Below are 16,795 nucleotides of genomic sequence, written 5' to 3' on the forward strand. Positions count from 1 at the left end.
GCCTTAGCGCTGCACTCTTTGTTTCTATAACACCCCTGTCTTGAGGTAACATATCCTCGCTTTGCATCACAGGGGGAACTGCATGCCAATAGAAGCGCTCGACCAAGAGCTGACAGAACAACGTCTTACTCAACTAAACCAAGCTCTTAGCAGTGGTATGTTCGTGCATGTGCGCGACATGCTGCAGCGAATGACGGCTTCGGATATCGCCTTTATTCTCGAATCTTCACCGCCGCGTACCCGTCAGGTACTCTGGCAACTGGTGGATCAGGAGCAGAGCGGCGAGATCCTCGAAGAGCTGGGTGAAGATATGAAAGACCAGCTGATCAGCCTGATGAGTCCTGAGCGTTTGGCACGAGCGACCGCGGGTATGGATACCGATGATCTGGCCTACGTGCTGCGAAGCCTGCCGGATACACTCTACAAACAGGTACTGCACTCCATGAGTGCCCAGGACAGGGCCAGGGTCGAACAGGCGCTCTCTTATCCGGAAGACAGCGCCGGTAGTCTGATGAATACAGATACCGTGACCCTGAGGCCTGACGTCAATGTCGATGTGGTGCTGCGTTATCTGCGCCAAAGGGGCGAGCTGCCCGAAGCCACAGATACCCTCTACGTGGTAGATAGACGCGATATTTTGCTCGGTGGCGTCAAGCTCTCCACCCTACTGACCTGTAACCCCACCGCCGGGATCCGCAGCATAATGGATCCCGAGCTTGAGAGTATTCCCGTCACCATGCCGGACAATGAAGTGGCCCAACTGTTTGAGCGTCACGACTGGGTTTCGGCGCCAGTGGTCGACAGTGAAGGCCATCTGCTTGGGCGGATCACCATTGATGACGTGGTGGACGTTATCCGTGAAGACGCCGAACACTCCATGATGGGTATGGCGGGGATGGACGATGATGAAGACACCTTCGGTCCCGTGTTCAAGAGCGCCTTTCGCCGCTCTTTGTGGCTGACCTTCAACCTGTTTGCCGCCTTGTTGGCCGCCTCGGTCAGCAATATGTTTGAAGGCACGCTGGAAAAATTTGCCACCATAGCGATTCTGATGACCATAGTGCCCAGCATGGGCGGCGTTGCCGGTAACCAGACACTGGCGCTGGTGATCCGCGGTATCGCCCTCGGCCACATAGGTCAGAGCAACTCCCGCTGGCTTATCGGCAAGGAATTAGCCATCGGCTTTCTCAATGGCCTGTTGTGGTCGACGCTGGTATTCACTGCCGTGTGGATCTGGAAAGGCGATCTGGCACTCGGCGCCCTTATTGGCGGCGCCATGTTGATCAATATGACGGTAGCCGGTCTCGCAGGTGCCAGTATTCCGCTGATCCTGAAAAAGCTCAATGTAGACCCTGCGCTGGCCGGCGGCATGGTGCTGACGACTGTGACGGATGTAATAGGCCTGTTCGCCTTCCTGGGGTTGGCGACTCTCGTTTTAATGAGCTGAAGCTATGTTTCTAATGGGCTGAAGGCTTGCTGAAGCTCTTGCCTTGATGAATTGCAGAAATAGCAGAGGGCGACCAGGCTCGCCCTCTGACTGTGGAAGATCGCGGGTCAGTCCTTAAGCCAGTGCACCTTGGGTTCATCCTGTTCACAGAAGACAGAGACACACTCATTGCGGCTCACCAGTAGATATTCCTGCAACTTGAGATTGGCGCTAGCCATAAAGCCGCTGCGTTCGGCCTCCTGGCGATACCAGCCACCGTTGGAGATACGGAACAACCAGCCATTGGAGAGGCTGCACTCGGTCCAGAACTCCATCAGATCGCCTTCATCCAGCATCCGAAAGCCAACCACAGAGTCAAAGTGCACCAATGCCCGGCTGCCCTCAACACTCAGCTCGATATCCAAGCCCTGACTGTCATAACAAAGGCGGATAAATCTCACCTCGTCGCCGAGATAATCTGTCGCTATCGGTAAGCCTTTGGTTTCGAGCATGCTCCCCCCTGGCAAGGACATAATGCCCTACTTTAGAAGGATAATAATTGCCTGTGCAAGCTGATTTGGCCAAAAAAATGTGAAATACCCATAAAGAGAGTGCGAGTCAGTTCAGAGCAACTGACTCGCACATCTCCAGAGTAAAACCCGCTTCCGCCGGATAGAGATTTAGGGCTTAAGCGGTGCTTCAAAGCCATAAGAGGCCAGAATGGATTGCCCCTTGGGAGACAGAATATACATGGCCAGCGGCCAGGCGGCAGAGTCGGCTTTATCCAGCACCAGCATGCCATAGTTGGCACCCACTGCCAGCGACTCGGGCAACGCCACTATCTTGAGATCAGGCACTTCTTTCTTGGCCAATACGGCATTGGTGCAGTAGGTTAAAAATACATCCGCCTGTTTGTTGGCCATCACCCAGCCATAGGGATTTTTGCCTTTCGGCGCCTTGGCACTGTCGGCGCCACCGGTCAATTGCAAGGCCTTGGCCGCCAGTTTGGCTTGACTACCGGGCTTGATAGCTTCGGCGCGGTCAAACACCTTGAAAGCATAGTCACCGGCAGGGTCGGCCTTGGGAGTGGAGGTGCCCAGCTTGATCTTGCTGTCCAGCAGAGTATCCAGCATATTCTCTGTCGTCAGAGGAACATTATCTTGCGCCAGGGCGCACAGGCGGTTACGGGCAAACATCACCACAGGCGCGCCCTTGCCTTCCTGCATCAGCTTCTGTGGGTGTTTCATATTGGCCGAAGCAAACAGGTCGACCTTTTCGCCCTCTTCAATTCGGCCTCTGAGCAAGCCTGAAGGGGCAAACTGGGCATTGACCTTAACGCCGCCATCGGCCTGATAACTGGCGATAACATCCGTCATGGCGGTCTTCAAACTTCCCGCGGCCCTGAACTCCAGATCCGCCGCCTGAGAGAAGGCGGGCAGTAACAGGGCGAGTAAGCAGACGCTCTTTTTCATTTATTTTTCTCCGGTGTATAAGATACAGATGCCGCTAAACTCAACCAAACCGCATCACAAATCAACGCACCACGGCAAAACTTGTCATAAATTCCCCTCAAGATCACGCCATCTGACAAGGAGAACCGAAGAAAGGGACAATTTGACCCAATAAAAAGGGCCGCCTAAGCGACCCTTAAACTTAAAATCTTAGCCGAGAGGACTAAGAATAATCTCTACCCGACGGTTCTGTGCCCGTCCCTGAGGGGTGGCATTGGAAGCGATTGGGCTGGCCTCACCTCGGCCTTGGGTCAATACCCGCTGTCCGGATACACCTTTACGGATCAAGTAATTACCAACCTCACTGGCGCGAACCTGTGACAATCTCAGGTTGTAGGACTCAGAGCCACTGCTGTCGGTATAACCCACTACATTCAGTTGAGTCTTGTCATATTCCTTGGCCACCAGCACTACGCTGTCCAATACCCGCATGGCGCCGCTACTGAGATCTGTCTTATCGACCTGGAAAGTCACTTCATTGGGCATGTTGAGCACTATGGTATCGCCCACCCGGGTCACACTGACACCGGTAGACGCCAGTTGCTGACGCAGCTTGGTTTCCTGCACATCCATGTAATAGCCGATACCACCGCCTACGGCAGCGCCGGATGCGGCACCTATCAGGGCACCCTTGCCCCTGTCGCTCTTGCTGGAGGAGGCCACACCTATGGCCGCGCCGGCTACGGCACCTATCAATGCTCCGTTGGTCGCCTTGGCAGTCTGTTGCTCATTGGTATAAGGATTCACAGTGGTACAGCCAGTTGCCAGCATTGCCAGCAACAGAGGGGCTGTCAGAAAAGCGCGCTTTTTCATGTTATTTTTCCTTCGTCTGCTTGTTCCAAGCTAAGCGGAACCTACCTGGCGCCAAAGTATATAGCAGCACCTCAAGCAGACAATCCCCCGGAGGCCATAGAGGCGGCAAATCCGCACGGCGTTCAGCATAGATTCAGTCAAATCCGACATTTCCTAACCAGGATTGTCAGCCAAGTGTCACGGCGCTGACATCAAATGAAGTCCCAAAATAGAGCAGACTGCACTCTATTGGGTGGCGCCAGGCAGGTACACCTAATAATGAAATGAATCAATTTTCTTTTATATCAACAAGTTAAAAGAAGATTAAAAACTGGCATGTTTCTTACATACCTATAAAGCAGTATTCCACTGTTCAGGAGTCATTATGAAAACACTGATGAAAATGCGCAGCAGTTGGCATTCACTCTGGCATTGCCTCAAACACTTGGGCTACAGCCAATGGGATGTGGAATAGCAGATGTGGAATCACAGCTCTGGAAAACCATTCTTGAACCATCAAGGAGGCAGCATGGAAATTAACGAGCAGAAGCTGCGACAGCAAGCCATTAAGGAAGTGACCCAAAACGGCAGGCTCATGTTTGACGTTGCCCGTCAGCATGGGATCTCCACCAAACAGGTTTATCAATGGCTGGCACAGAATGAAACAACAAGCAGGCCCAGGCAATCCCGGCTGATGGGAGAACTGCTGCAACTGCAGCAGCGCATTCGTCAGTTGAGCCAGGAGTTCACCCTAATCCGTTAAAGTTTCGACAGGAGCGAACCTGACACACTGTTATCGCCCCCAACGATAAAAAATGTACATATAACAACTATAAAGCGTTACATTTTTAAGGTTCGTTCCTGTCATTTTATTGCCGTTACTGGCTGCTTAGACGCTTGCCAAAAGAGATGGCATAAGCCGCGGATCTCAGCCGCAGCACAGGGTCATCACTGGCGGCAATCCCTTTACTGAGCACATTGGGATCAAAATTCAGCTTGTCACAGGCCGAAGCCGCAACCGAATCTATGGTCAGGCGCCCGAGAGTGATCCTGGGCCGGTTATCCGGCCACTGCTGTGAAGGGTCCAGCAAGGGATCCCCCTCCTCGGCCAGGGTCAGCTTAAGCTCAAACTGAGCCGGCCCTGTTTTCAGCCTCTGCATCAATCTGTCCTGCAGAAAATCATCCGGCAATTGTGCCAGCTCGGCATCCGTCAGAGGCTGCTCTCCGTCCACAGGCCAAAGCTCCCAGCGACCAAAGCGCTTTTGCTGGTCTTCATTACCAAAGATAAAGCTGTGAATGCCAAAGTAGTTGACCGATGTATAGGCCGCCGGCGGATTGTGTTGCTTGAGCCACTGCCCCTGATGGGCCGCATCCGGATGCTGCTGCAGATAGCGTGCAACCGCGCCGGTTTCCCCCTCACGCTGAGCCAGAGATGCGCGCAGCAAGCCAAGAAAACTGTCGGGATCTTTTCCCGGAAACACTGGCGTGCTCAGCCCGGCCAACTGATGCACCTGCCCATCCGGCAGTTCGATGCGTACGCCTATCCCCCTTGGGCTGCGACTGGTATCGGCCACAAAAGGATCGCCGCCCGCCATGGAAAAACGTACCTGAGCGGGCAGTGCTTGCTCTGTGGCAAACAGAGGTAACTCCTTGAGCCAGGGCTCCCCTGCACTAGGCTGGAAACTGCCAATGGTACAAATTCCCTTGGCATGCCCCTTACGTTCTCCCGGATGTTTACCGGAAAGCGCTTCAAATACTTGAATAAAATCATTTGCCTGAGCCGCCATTACCGAACTGGAGCCCAAAACACCCAACTGAGTCCCCAAGAGCAATAGCGCAGGCCAAACCGATACTCTCATGCTTACTCCTTTTGTAAAAATCAGAATCCAGGCCTGAAACAGGCCGCTCAATCCAGACCGGGAAACCCGGAGGATTATTTCAGGAGAGACCCAAAGGCCATGCTATGCTGAGGACGGCAACAGACGACAGGAGGCGGCAATGCAATATCGGATTGAGCAAGACACTCTGGGCGAGGTCAAGGTAGAGGCAGACAAATACTGGGGCGCCCAGACCCAGCGCAGTCTGGAAAACTTCCCCATAGGCCCGCAAGCGAGTATGCCAAAGGCCATCATCCACGCCTTCGCCCTGTTGAAAAAAGCCGCAGCCCAGACCAATGCCGAGCTTGGGCAACTGCCCAAGGACAAGGCGGCGCTCATCGCCAGAGTTTGCGATGAAATCTTGGCGGGCCAACTGGAGCAGCACTTTCCACTGGTCATTTGGCAGACAGGCAGCGGTACCCAAACCAATATGAACCTCAATGAGGTGATAGCCAATCGAGGCATGGCTCTGGCAAATAAGGCCATCAGCCTGAGCCCGAACGATGATGTCAATCGCAGCCAGAGCAGCAATGATACCTTCCCCAGCGCCATGCATATCGCCGTAGTGCTCAAGACCTGCAGACACACACTGCCGGCCATAGGTGCACTGCGCGATACCCTTAAACGCAAGTCACAGCAGTTCGCCGATATTACCAAGACCGGCCGCACCCACTTTATGGATGCCACCCCACTGACACTGGGACAGGAGATCAGCGCCTGGGAGACTCAGTTGGATAAAGGCATAGGCGCCATAGAGCAGGCGTTGGCAAACTGCCGTGAATTGGCTCTTGGCGGCACAGCCGTGGGTACTGGGCTCAATTCTCCCGCAGGTTATGCCGAGCGCGCTGCCGAACTGATATCGTCATTCAGTGGTGAGCAGTTTGTCAGCGCGGCCAACAAGTTCGAGGCACTGAGTGCCAGCGATGCCATGGTGGAACTCAGCGGCGCCTTCAAGCGCCTGGCGGTCAGCCTGATGAAGATAGGCAATGATGTTCGCATGCTCGCCAGCGGCCCCCGTTGCGGTATAGGGGAACTGCAGTTGCCTGCCAACGAACCCGGCTCCAGCATAATGCCCGGCAAGGTTAACCCGACTCAGTGCGAGGCGCTGACCATGGTGGCGGCTCAGGTGATGGGCAACGATCTTGCCGTCAGCATAGGTGCCAGCAACGGCCAATTTCAGCTCAATGTCTTTCGGCCGCTCATCGCCGCCAATCTGCTGCAAAGTGCCGAATTGCTGGGTGATGCCTGTCTGAGCTTCGATGAACGCTGCGCTTCGGGGCTGGAACCCAACCGCCAGATGATCGCCAAGCAGTTGCAGCGCTCCTTGATGCTGGTCACCAGCCTCAATCCTCACATAGGCTATGCCAAGGCTGCCCAAATCGCCAAGGACGCCCACCAAAGAGGCATTAGTCTGAGGCAAGCTGCGTTGGAGTCAGGACTGGTGACAGAGGCCGAGTTTGATACTTGGGTTAATCCGGCGAACATGTTGGGCCCTTTCGAGGTTAAATTGTAAATTTGTATTAAAACGTATCAGTATTAGAGCTAATCGCTGTATTATGCCGATTCACCGCCATATGGTCGGCATTTTCAACTGATACGCAGTAATTTACAGAATGAAATACCAAAATATCTTGTTGACACTGAGCGCGCTCATGCTGACCCAATGCAGTTCACTCGACCTCAATCAATGCCAAAACTCAGATTGGTTTTCCCTGGGGCTTCAGGATGGCAACAATGGAGCTCATGCCAGCAGAATCAATGATTATGCCGAAGATTGTGCCGAGTTCGGTATCCGGGTCAATCATAGCGATTGGCGCGAAGGCTATCTAAAGGGGCTGCAAAATTACTGTCAGCCGGAAAATGGTTACCGTGTCGGTCTGGCGGGTGAAGGCTATGCCGGGGTCTGCTCCAGCAACGCCTTTGTCGAACAGTACAATGCCGGCTACCGCCAATACCAGCTCAATAAACGCGCCGATGAGATCCGCAACCGCCTGCGTCAGATCGACTATGAGATCCGCGATCTGGATCAGAAACTGGTGTCCATGACAGACAAGGCCAGCACTCTGGAGAAGAAAAAACAGCTGCTGAATGAAAAAGATAACCTGGTGAACGAGCTCAGGTATCTTCATGTACCGGATGTGCAGTTCAGATGGCAATTCTGAGGCTCGCCTTCGATATCAAGCTATCCAGTGCCAAAACTCATGAATTTAATCTGTGCGCCTGTTTTCAGCCCCAGATAAAATTGTGACCGTCGAAATAGGTCCTAATTTCGTTCCTGCACCGCAAGTGATGGGCTGCAGCTTAGCTAGCAACTAAAACCAAGTTCATTGGTGGTTTGGGCTCAAAGGCATGATAGCCGCTATGCCAGCGGCCTAAAGTCGTGGTGTTCCACACCACACCACACCGGGCAAAGGGCTTTGCTTGTCCAAAGCCCCTTGCATCCCCAAGGACACCCCGACGTAGCCGAAATCCCTGCTGGCTTATGAAGCAAATTGGCTACACTCAGGACTCGCATCCCTGCTCGACCTTCGAGCCTCGACATCCCTGTCTCGGCTATGCCAATTTGCAACAACACCTGCAGCGGCTCCTAAGGGGAATTGGTGCAATTCTATTAGCACTGAGTAGCTGGAAGCATTTCAGAGTTCTGCAGATATACACCTAATTCCAGGCACAGGTGGAACTGTGACCGTCGAAAACAAGGATGTTTTCGTCGAGGCTACAGGGACGTATTAACGCCGTGTCACAGGATCGCCTGTGCGAAAGCGCACCGCAGGTGATGGGCTGCAATTTTGCGAGCAGCTAAGACCAAGTTTATTGGTGAGTTTTGGCTCAAAACCATGATAGCCGCTGTGCCAGCAGCCTAAAGTCGTGGAGCTTCGCCCCACACCCGACCAAGCGGGGATCAACAGCAATCCCCTCTTGGATCTCCCTTGCCGCCCCACACGGTGTCGAAAGCCCCTCGGCCTAATGGCGCAAATAACTACCGCTTCAGACGCTCATCCCTGATTCGACTGGCGCTGCTTCTGCATCCATGCCTCAGCCACGTTATTTACGCCAACGGCTTTCGGCGACACCGAGGGGGAATTGGTGCAATTCTATTAGCACTGAGTAGCTGGAAGCATTTCAGAGTTCTGCAGATATACACCTAATTCCAGGCACAGGCGAAACTGTGACCTTCCGAGCCAGGGATGGCGAGGCAGAGCTTACACGGACGTACTCGCAGCGTGTCACAGGATCGCCTGTGCATAAGCCTGCGGCAGGCAATGAGCAACATCCGTCGCCGGAAGCTCGGGCAATACTAGCTTAGATACTTTTAGCTGGAAGCCATGATAGCCGCTGTACCAGCGGTCTAAAGTCGTGGAGCAAGTGCATCCATGCACAAGGGCCAGTTCGCCATCCCTGGCTCTCGCTCGTAAGCATGTCGCTATGCGACACTCGCCGCCCCACACCCGAGGAAAGGGGGCTGTATCGACTCGCCCCCTTTCCAAACCCCCAGCGACCCGCGACGCAGCGGACAACCCCTTGTGCTTATGATACCAATTCGCTATCGCGCCAGGCGCTCAGAGTCACATCCATGTGACTCTGGCCCAGCTCAACATCCTGTTTCGCGCTCGTTAGCTCGTCGCTAGACGACACTCGCCCCTGATTAACTGGCGCTGAGTGGGCATCTGCCGGACAGGAGTCCCAATGCCGTGAAGGGCAGGACGCCCGTGAACGGCCATGCCTCGCTACGCGATTGTCATCAACGCCCTGCGGCCGCTTCAAGCGGGAGTCGGTGTAATTCTGTGAAAATGGAGTAGCTTGAAACTTCTCAAGTGTTTATAGACATACACTTGATTCCCAGGCACAGGTGGAACTGTGACCGTCGAAAACAGGGCCGAATTCTGTTCCTGACAAATTCGGCATTTCCTACGTCCATGTAGGTCAGATGTTTTCGTCGAGGCTACAGGGACGTATTAACGCCGTGTCACAGGATCGCCTGTGCGAGGGGCGCACCGCAGGTGATGGGCTGCAATTTTGCGAGCAGCTAAGACCAAGTTTATTGGTGAGTTTTGGCTTAAAGCCCTGATAACCGCAGCGCCAGCTGCACAACCCCTTTCTGGTGCCAACAGTTCTGGCACCTCCCCCATCCCTGGGTTAACTTGGCAAGTTGAACTCAAAGGAGGAAACGCGCAATGTCCGACTGCATATTGCAACCCTTTCAGCCACAATAGGCCGGTTTGTTACTCTCCTGGATAGAGTCGGCAGAGGCTTGTCTGCGCTGGGCAGGCCCAGGGCTGGGTTGGCCGCTGTCACCATCAAAGCTGCAGCAGCATCAAGCCCAGGCAAACCTCACCCCTTTGGCGCTGACAAGAGTCGAAGACAGTGACCAAGCTAGCCTGGACAGCGACTCGCTGCTGGGCTATCTGGAACTGCTGGCCAGAAAACCCGATGAAATCAGGCTATGCCGGGTGATCTGCTCCCCCAAGCATAGAGGCAAGGGGCTGGGGCGGGAGTTAATGCGTCAGGGTATAGAGCGCGCCTTTGCCGATCCCAAGGTTACGCATCTAAGCCTAGCTGTGTTCCATGACAATCTCGCGGCCCGCCGCTGTTATCAGGCACTGGGGTTTGAGATAGTGGCCCGAGGCCAGCTGGCGGAAACGAAAACAAATAATTTTCCCGCTTCTGATGCTGAGTTACTGGAAATGCAGCTCCAGCGCCGTCACTGGTTTAAACAGAATGAAAAGATTTTTTAAACAGTGAGTTAATTCACTTCCCTTTTATAAGGGCCATGCCAGAATAGCCGCCATATCCGAGTATTGTGTTGTTTCGGTGACAATCATGTCCAGCTCTCTCAAGGGAAACGCTCTGGCGGCCTTCTCTTTCGTGCTTTGGGGAATATTACCCCTCTACTATCAATTGCTGCCGGATGCGGCCATCTTCGAATTGCTGGCCTTCAGGGTCATCTGGTCAGTGCCCTTTATGCTGCTGGTCTTTGTCCTGTTGAGACGACCATTACCAGCCTTTGGCGCGCTGTGGCGCGATAAACGCTCATTGCTGCTGTGCTTTGCCGCCGGGCTTATTATGTGTATCTCCTGGGTCAGCTTCACCTGGGCCCTGACCCATGGTCAGGTGCTGGCGGCCAGCCTGGGATTCTTTATCAACCCTCTGTTTGCCATCGCTCTGGGGGTGCTGTTCCTCGGCGACAAGCTGAGTAAGGCGCAACTGGCCGCCGTGGTGCTGGCCATTGCCGGTATTGGCTGGCAGGTATATCAATACGGCAGCCTGCCCTGGTTGTCTCTGGTGATGGGCAGCTTTTTTGCCCTCTACGGGCTGCTGAAAAAGTTTATCCGCTTTGACTCCTTCACCTCGGTTACCCTGGAAGCACTGCTGCTGACTCCCTTTGCTTTGGGCTACCTCTGTTATCTGCTGGCCACAGAGCAAAGCGCCGCACTGGCTGGCGGCAGCGAAGGCATTATGCTCTATATCGGCTCGGCGCCCGTGACGCTGGCGCCGCTGATCCTATTCAGCCTGGCGCTGAGATACACGAGTCTGTCCATGGTGGGTTTGCTGCAATACATTGAGCCCAGCCTGCAATTTTTGCTGGCGGTAGTCATCTTTGGTGAGGTGTTTGACGAGGTGAAACTGGTGAGTTTCTCCCTCATCTGGGCCGGGCTGCTGCTGTGCTCGTTGGAGGCCTTGCCCGGCCTGCGTCGCAGCTTAAAGCGGGTCTAACTTCCAGGCGCGGGTCATCTCGCGCTTGCCCAGGGCTCCCGGGTAAGCTTTAACCTGAAAACCGGCGGCCTTGAGATCTCGCTTGAACTGGCCATTGGCGCAGTAAGACACCAATAAGCCGCCCTGCTCCAGCAACCCATAGCACTTTTTGAAGTTATCCAGCGCCCATACATCCGGCTGCTTGCTGGGGGCGAAGGCATCGTAATACACCAAGTTGAAGGGTTCGCCCTGCCACTCGAGCTGCTCCAGTTTGCCCTTGACCTTACGCAACACAAAACCCGGCATGACTTCCACATCCTGATCCCAGGGGGCGGCGTGCAAGGCATCGAACAGCGGCGCATACCAGCCGGGCAGCATGCCCTTGTAGTTCAGCCCTTCAATCAGCTCAGCGGACAAGGGATAAGGCTCTATGGTGACATAGCGCACCGGCAGCGGCGCCAAGCCACTCTGCTGACGCGCCTTTGTCAGCTCCAGCACCTTACCCAGGGTCATGAGGGCATTGAGCCCGGTGCCAAAGCCCACTTCCAGAATCGCCAGATGGTCAAAGTCCTGCAACACCTGCTCGAGCCCGGCGTGGATAAACACATAACGGGATTCGGCCAACGCCCCCTTGTGGGAGTGGTAGGTCTCATTGAGCTCGGCATTAAATAGAGTATGTGACCCGTCTTCGGTCAGCTGCAGGCTTACGTGTTTCATCTCGACTCTTAATCATCTGTGCGGGGAAAGCCGGGGCGCTCGCCCCGGCGACGGCCAATTATCCCAGAAAGGCGATAACGGCCGCAAGCCAATTACCCTTGGCGCTCCAGCACCTGCTGTACCACGGCCTTGAGGGTGGCATAGTCGATATAGCCGGGGATCACTTCATCACCTATGAGCAGTGTCGGCGTGCCGCCAAAGCCCAGTTCAGAGAAGACTCTCACATTGGTATGCATCAACTCGTCGGCGCTCGAGCTGGGCTTGAGGTATTGTTCTGTGCCCGTCGCCTTGGCGACCTGCTGCAGTGAGTTCCCTGTGTGCATGCCATTCTTGGCCATCAAGAGTTCATGTACCCGGGGGAAATCCTTGCGATCCTGCTGCCAAACCTCGAGGGCAAAGGCGCCGGAAGAAAGCTCAGTGCCCTGGGCCTTTATCTGCCTCAATGGTACAAACACATTGACCACCTGTAAGTTTGGGAACGCCTTTAAAAGCTTGGCAAATTCCAGTTCCATCCGCTTACAGTAGGGGCAGTTGTAGTCGGTAAACACCACCAGTTGCAACTCAGGCTTGCTGCTGCCCATGGTCGGCATCTGCGGGTTGTTGAACAGCCAGTCCTTGTGCTTGGCCAGCGCTTGCTGCTGCAACTGTCGCTGCTCCACATAAGACTCTATGCTGCCGAGCACGCCGGGAATGATCTCCGGATGCTTGACCAAAATGCTGCGGATCTGCCCCAGTTGCTGTTCCTCTTGTTGGCTCAACTTCTGCTCTGCCGCCTGTAAACTGCCGCTGGCCGCCAGCAGCCAGGCACTCAATACTATCCAATACTTCATCTTGTTATTCCTCAAATTAAATTCATTTTTGTCAGCCAGAGTCGCAGCCAGATCCCCGGCCAACTTGTGACTCCTGTGGTGCTACTGCGGATTTCGCCCTGATAGATAAACAATAGCGTCGGTGTCGCCGACACTCCAAGGGAGCGCGCCAAGGCGCCGCTGGGGTCATTGACCACCTCAAAGCCGTAACCCTTGTTTTGCAGGTACCGCTTGACCTGGGTGTTATTGCCCGATTGCAGCGCCACAGTCACCACCTGCTCGCTGTCACTGAAACCATCTACAGTGCCGGACACCAAGGGGCAGACGCCACACCAGCTGGCCCAGTAGTACAGGATGACCGGGCGCTCCATACTCATGGCGGCAATATCCAGCTGACTGCCGGCCAGGCTCTGAACCGTTTGCAGCGGCAGGGTTTCCGGCATCTCGCGGCTGCGAAAGGCATCGAGGGCAACACTCACCACCAGAATGAATAGCCCATAGCCAAGCAGGGTCTTGAGCCATTTAAGCCCCTTGTGGGCTGGTTTATTTTCCTGGGTCATTGTCTGCTCTCCGCTTCGGCCAAGGCCGCCAATACTCCATCACTGCTGAGGATTACCGGTAATGGCTTACCGGCGGGGGTTCCCGGGCCATAGACCTGATTGAAAGGCACCCCAAAGCGGCCATTGGCCTTGAGATAGGCGGTAATTTCTTCGCTGGGCTTGGTCCAGTCACCGCGCATCAGCAGCACTCGGTCATCGCCGAGGGCATCATAGACAGGGTTTTGCAGCAGCACCCCCACCTTGTTGGCCTGACAAGTAATGCACCAGTCGGCCGTGACATCGACAAACACTGTCTTGCCCTCATCGACAGCCTGTTTGAGCTGCACCAAATTCAGCGGTTGCCAGTGGTGATCCGAAGGCAAAGGGCTGACCCAGGCATCCCGGGTCAGATAACCTACCCCGAGCGCTAGGCTGGCAAACAGAAAACTGCCGCCAATGGCATACACCATTACCTGAGTGCCGTAACGCTTGCCCAGCAGTCCCAGTGTCAGCAGCAACATCAAGGCGCCCAGCCCCAAGATAGCCGCAACGGAGAAGAAGCTTTGCAGCAGGCTCAGCAGCCAGAGACAGGTTGCCAGCATCATCAGCGCGAACACAGGCTTGACCCAATTCATCCAGCGCCCGGGCTTGGGTAAACGCTGCGCCAACGCCGGCCACAACGCCAACATCAACCAGGGCAAGGCCATTCCCAGCCCCATGGCGCTGAAGAGGGCAAACAGCATGGGGTAGTCGGCGCCGAGGGCGAAGGCCACCGCAGTACCCAGAAACGGCGCGGTACATGGCGTGGCCAGCAGTGTGGCCAGCATCCCCTGCAGCATATGACCGAGGCGCGAATCATCACCGGCACCGGCCAGACGGGTTTGCCACTTGGAAGGCAGGTTGATTTCAAACACCCCCAGCAGGTTGAGGCCGAAGCCCCAGGTCAGCAGCACCATAAAGCCGATAAACCAGGGCTGCTGGAACTGTATCCCCCAGCCCAGCGACTGACCGGACAACTTCAGCAAGCTAAGACCTGCGGCAATCAACCAGAAGGACAGCAAAATACCCAGTGCCGAAGCCATAAAATGGCCGCGAACCTGACTGCGACTGCCCTGGCTGCTCATCATGACCCCGTGCACCTTCATACCCAGCACAGGCAATACGCAAGGCATGATGTTGAGAATAAGGCCACCAGCCAGCGCCATCAGAAACAGGCTCCACAGCGGCAGGCTCGGCTGCGGCTTGGCAACATGGTCTGTGGCGATGGCACCGCTCAGTTCGGCCGAAAGGTGTGTGTCGGCCAGGTGAATCAGCAGCGGCTTACCCTCCAGATCCGGCGTTCCCAGCCAGTGTTTGACCCCAAAAGTGGCGGTCAGCCGTTTGCCATCTGTCTGGATCTGCGGCCGGGAGAAGATCAGCTCGCTGACTGTCTCATCCTCGCCGAACAGAAACAGATCTGCCTGTTGCCAGGGGCTCGCGGCCTCTATGGCCAGTTGCAACAACTGCTGCTTTTCATCCCAGACAATCGACTGCAATACCGCGCCGCCATTGCCCTGTGGCACCCTGGCCATCGCCTCGCCCCACTGGTGCAAAAAGCCGTCATCGGCCTTAAGCCCGGCGGCCTGACCGCTCAGCTCCACAGGGTAATCGGTCAACACACAGACATTGGTGCAGGAAGACAGGGTCAGGGTGCCCTTGAGCCGAAACGGCTGCCCGGGATCCTTGAGGCGAATAGTCAGTGGAAACAGGGTATCGCCCTTGTAACCCAGGGTTTCTATGCCCTGCAACACATAGCGCTGCGGCAAGGGCCAGTGCCAGTCGACCGTGGCAATATTCTCCGAGGCGGACCAGTCCAGGGTCGGCGGGATCCCGCCTTCCCCCGGTGCGCGCCAGTAGGTTTTCCAGTCGCCGCTCAGGGCCACATCCAGCAGGGCGTTGAGCTCACCGACTTGGTCGGCATCAACATCGGCCAGCGTCAGTTGCACCTTCACCGGAGGATGATCCGGGTGCTTGAGCCAGCCACTGCTCAGCGGCTCTGCCAATGCAACTTGGCTGAGCAGCATCAGACATACCGCGAAGGCATGCCATATTCTTTTTAAATACATGAAATTAGCTCCAAAACAAAACATCAGAACCCGGTATTAACCGGCAAGAGTTCAGGATGTTTTCATTCCAGATACACGCACAACACTGAGTGTCGCCTTCGTTTGGAGACTATGGGGTGGGAGAGATAAACACTGAAAGGTCGGGTACTGCCGAGCCAGTTGAGCAACAGCAGAAACAGCAACAGAGCCGTGAGCCCCAGTTGCAACACCACAGGTTGCAGATTCAGCATATGGGAAGACAGATGGCAGGGCTCTTCATTGAGCTGCGCCTTACCCGCATCATTGGCGTGAGTCGGCGCAGTATCAACGCCAAACTGCGTCAGCTGATGCTGAGCCTTGAGCGGGCAGGAACCAAACAGCGAAAGCTGCTGACCAAAACAGAGCAGGATCACCAGCAGACTGATGATCAATGACACCAGCGCCCTGTCTTTGAGGGAGAAGCGGTTAACACCGAGTGAAAACCCCATGCTGCACTTTGCTCTGTATGGCCCAAGAATGCCGATAGGGTTCCATGATTGGTGACAAAGGTCAATCCTGAAACCGCTGCTGCAACCAATCCTTGCTTGCCATCTACACTATTGGCAGGATAATCAAACCCACCAAGCCAAAGTTTGCGACCCCAAGATGCAGCTCAAACCTCTTACCCAAGGCAGATACTCCCAGGAGTGGCAATCAGACTACCCTCTGGTGGAGCGGGTATTGCTCAGCTGCGTCAGCGAGCAGCGCCGCTTTGCGCCGGGAGAGGCCTTGATGCAACAGGGGCAGAAGCTGAATCAACTGGTACTGGTGCCCAGTGGCAAAATAGCCATGAGCTACAGCGCCCGCAACGGCCGCAACTTTCAACTCGGCACCCTGAAATGCGACTCGCAGCTATTCGGTGAAATGGAGTTTTTCACCCAGTATCCCTGCCAGTTGGATATTCTGGCAGAAACCACCCTGACCTGCGGCATTATTCCCGCCGACAAGCTGCAGCAGGCCTTGGGTGAGCACCCCAGGCTGGCGCTGTTTTTCGCCAGTGCCATCGCCATAGATTATCAGGACACAGTGGACATCTTCACCCGGCGTATGCTCTACCCCATCAGCTACAACATTGCCTACGACCTCTACCACCAGCAGCTGGACGATCTGCCGGTATCTGGGTTCAACAAGGGCTATCTGGAGGCTGAGCGTTTCGGCACTACCGCCAGAGTCTACCGCCGGGCGATACAATCGCTGGAAGAAGCCGGGTTGGTTCGGCGCAGCAAGGGCAAGCTGGAGATAATGGATCTCAAGGCGCTGCAGGCTTTTGTCGAGCAAGGGGAGCTTTAGCTCCCCTATCTATTGAT

Annotated in this window: 16 protein-coding genes; 7 read left to right on the top strand and 9 right to left on the bottom strand. The window is 55.2% G+C overall.

Annotated features, from left to right (window positions below):
• The first annotated feature begins 82 nt into the window (after positions 1–82).
• Positions 83–1,447 (top strand): magnesium transporter, encoded by a 1,365-nt coding sequence (mgtE, locus tag HCX89_RS17555; RefSeq protein ID WP_167716829.1) that lies wholly within the window; start codon positions 83–85, stop codon positions 1,445–1,447.
• Positions 1,448–1,554: 107 nt separating this feature from the next.
• On the opposite strand, the gene HCX89_RS17560 is transcribed toward mgtE, so the two are convergent.
• The 3 genes from HCX89_RS17560 to HCX89_RS17570 all read right to left on the bottom strand — a co-directional run bounded on the left by HCX89_RS17560 (position 1,555) and on the right by HCX89_RS17570 (position 3,750).
• Positions 1,555–1,938, bottom strand: coding sequence for a hypothetical protein (locus tag HCX89_RS17560; RefSeq protein ID WP_115389763.1), 384 nt, complete (start codon positions 1,936–1,938; stop codon positions 1,555–1,557).
• 168 nt (positions 1,939–2,106) lie between these two features.
• Positions 2,107–2,898 carry a molybdate ABC transporter substrate-binding protein gene (locus HCX89_RS17565; RefSeq protein WP_167716830.1) on the bottom strand — a complete coding sequence of 264 codons (792 nt, stop codon included), beginning with the start codon at positions 2,896–2,898 and terminating at the stop codon, positions 2,107–2,109.
• A 189-nt stretch (positions 2,899–3,087) separates the two neighbouring features.
• Positions 3,088–3,750, bottom strand: a complete 663-nt coding sequence (locus HCX89_RS17570) for an OmpA family protein (protein WP_025011756.1) — start codon at positions 3,748–3,750, stop codon at positions 3,088–3,090.
• Positions 3,751–4,258: 508 nt separating this feature from the next.
• Here HCX89_RS17570 and HCX89_RS17575 point away from each other — a divergent pair.
• Positions 4,259–4,492, top strand: coding sequence for a transposase (locus HCX89_RS17575; protein WP_025011755.1), 234 nt, complete (start codon positions 4,259–4,261; stop codon positions 4,490–4,492).
• A 115-nt stretch (positions 4,493–4,607) separates the two neighbouring features.
• Here HCX89_RS17575 and HCX89_RS17580 read toward each other — a convergent pair whose 3' ends face one another.
• A complete protein-coding gene (locus tag HCX89_RS17580; protein ID WP_167716831.1) occupies positions 4,608–5,588 on the bottom strand; it encodes a catalase family peroxidase in 981 nt (326 codons plus the stop codon).
• 139 nt (positions 5,589–5,727) lie between these two features.
• Between HCX89_RS17580 and fumC the strand changes: the two genes are divergently transcribed.
• From fumC to rarD, 4 genes are all read left to right on the top strand, one after another.
• Positions 5,728–7,119, top strand: coding sequence for a class II fumarate hydratase (gene fumC, locus HCX89_RS17585; protein ID WP_167716832.1), 1,392 nt, complete (start codon positions 5,728–5,730; stop codon positions 7,117–7,119).
• Between the two features lie 100 nt (positions 7,120–7,219).
• Positions 7,220–7,768 (top strand): DUF2799 domain-containing protein, encoded by a 549-nt coding sequence (locus tag HCX89_RS17590; RefSeq protein ID WP_167716833.1) that lies wholly within the window; start codon positions 7,220–7,222, stop codon positions 7,766–7,768.
• Positions 7,769–9,826: 2,058 nt separating this feature from the next.
• Positions 9,827–10,342, top strand: a complete 516-nt coding sequence (locus HCX89_RS17595; RefSeq protein WP_167716835.1) for an N-acetyltransferase — start codon at positions 9,827–9,829, stop codon at positions 10,340–10,342.
• An 85-nt stretch (positions 10,343–10,427) separates the two neighbouring features.
• Positions 10,428–11,321, top strand: coding sequence for an EamA family transporter RarD (rarD, locus tag HCX89_RS17600; RefSeq protein WP_039034967.1), 894 nt, complete (start codon positions 10,428–10,430; stop codon positions 11,319–11,321).
• Here rarD and mnmD read toward each other — a convergent pair.
• The 5 genes from mnmD to HCX89_RS17625 all read right to left on the bottom strand — a co-directional run bounded on the left by mnmD (position 11,307) and on the right by HCX89_RS17625 (position 15,937).
• Positions 11,307–12,017 (bottom strand): tRNA (5-methylaminomethyl-2-thiouridine)(34)-methyltransferase MnmD, encoded by a 711-nt coding sequence (gene mnmD / locus HCX89_RS17605; RefSeq protein WP_062794010.1) that lies wholly within the window; start codon positions 12,015–12,017, stop codon positions 11,307–11,309. The genes rarD and mnmD overlap by 15 nt on opposite strands.
• 92 nt (positions 12,018–12,109) lie before the next feature.
• Entirely contained in the window at positions 12,110–12,847 is a 738-nt protein-coding gene (locus HCX89_RS17610; protein ID WP_167716837.1) for a DsbA family protein, read from the bottom strand.
• Between the two features lie 11 nt (positions 12,848–12,858).
• Positions 12,859–13,386, bottom strand: coding sequence for a protein disulfide oxidoreductase (locus HCX89_RS17615; protein ID WP_071237383.1), 528 nt, complete (start codon positions 13,384–13,386; stop codon positions 12,859–12,861).
• Complete coding sequence (locus tag HCX89_RS17620) at positions 13,383–15,470, bottom strand: protein-disulfide reductase DsbD (protein WP_167716839.1); 2,088 nt, start codon at positions 15,468–15,470, stop codon at positions 13,383–13,385. Before HCX89_RS17620 ends, HCX89_RS17615 begins: the two co-directional genes overlap by 4 nt.
• A 62-nt stretch (positions 15,471–15,532) precedes the next feature.
• Positions 15,533–15,937: a hypothetical protein gene (locus tag HCX89_RS17625; protein WP_107005128.1), complete on the bottom strand. Its 405-nt coding sequence runs from the start codon at positions 15,935–15,937 to the stop codon at positions 15,533–15,535.
• Positions 15,938–16,094: 157 nt separating this feature from the next.
• On the opposite strand from HCX89_RS17625, the gene HCX89_RS17630 reads away from it, so the two are divergent.
• Positions 16,095–16,778 (top strand): Crp/Fnr family transcriptional regulator, encoded by a 684-nt coding sequence (locus HCX89_RS17630; RefSeq protein ID WP_144221504.1) that lies wholly within the window; start codon positions 16,095–16,097, stop codon positions 16,776–16,778.
• Positions 16,779–16,795 lie beyond the last annotated feature (17 nt).

Origin of the sequence: Shewanella sp. Iso12 (genome assembly GCF_012030025.1) — a bacterium.
Taxonomy (GTDB): domain Bacteria; phylum Pseudomonadota; class Gammaproteobacteria; order Enterobacterales; family Shewanellaceae; genus Shewanella; species Shewanella algae.

Excerpts from the sequence above, each read along its gene's own strand:
- HCX89_RS17620 (WP_167716839.1), bottom strand. The coding sequence starts at position 15,470 with ATGTATTTAAAAAGAATATGGCATGCCTTCGCGGTATGTCTGATGCTG.
- HCX89_RS17615 (WP_071237383.1), bottom strand. The coding sequence starts at position 13,386 with ATGACCCAGGAAAATAAACCAGCCCACAAGGGGCTTAAATGGCTCAAG.
- HCX89_RS17580 (WP_167716831.1), bottom strand. The coding sequence starts at position 5,588 with ATGAGAGTATCGGTTTGGCCTGCGCTATTGCTCTTGGGGACTCAGTTG.
- fumC (WP_167716832.1), top strand. The coding sequence starts at position 5,728 with ATGCAATATCGGATTGAGCAAGACACTCTGGGCGAGGTCAAGGTAGAG.
- HCX89_RS17575 (WP_025011755.1), top strand. The coding sequence starts at position 4,259 with ATGGAAATTAACGAGCAGAAGCTGCGACAGCAAGCCATTAAGGAAGTG.
- HCX89_RS17630 (WP_144221504.1), top strand. The coding sequence starts at position 16,095 with ATGCAGCTCAAACCTCTTACCCAAGGCAGATACTCCCAGGAGTGGCAA.
- mnmD (WP_062794010.1), bottom strand. The coding sequence starts at position 12,017 with ATGAAACACGTAAGCCTGCAGCTGACCGAAGACGGGTCACATACTCTA.
- HCX89_RS17565 (WP_167716830.1), bottom strand. The coding sequence starts at position 2,898 with ATGAAAAAGAGCGTCTGCTTACTCGCCCTGTTACTGCCCGCCTTCTCT.
- rarD (WP_039034967.1), top strand. The coding sequence starts at position 10,428 with ATGTCCAGCTCTCTCAAGGGAAACGCTCTGGCGGCCTTCTCTTTCGTG.
- HCX89_RS17625 (WP_107005128.1), bottom strand. The coding sequence starts at position 15,937 with ATGGGGTTTTCACTCGGTGTTAACCGCTTCTCCCTCAAAGACAGGGCG.
- mgtE (WP_167716829.1), top strand. The coding sequence starts at position 83 with ATGCCAATAGAAGCGCTCGACCAAGAGCTGACAGAACAACGTCTTACT.
- HCX89_RS17610 (WP_167716837.1), bottom strand. The coding sequence starts at position 12,847 with ATGAAGTATTGGATAGTATTGAGTGCCTGGCTGCTGGCGGCCAGCGGC.
- HCX89_RS17570 (WP_025011756.1), bottom strand. The coding sequence starts at position 3,750 with ATGAAAAAGCGCGCTTTTCTGACAGCCCCTCTGTTGCTGGCAATGCTG.
- HCX89_RS17590 (WP_167716833.1), top strand. The coding sequence starts at position 7,220 with ATGAAATACCAAAATATCTTGTTGACACTGAGCGCGCTCATGCTGACC.
- HCX89_RS17560 (WP_115389763.1), bottom strand. The coding sequence starts at position 1,938 with ATGCTCGAAACCAAAGGCTTACCGATAGCGACAGATTATCTCGGCGAC.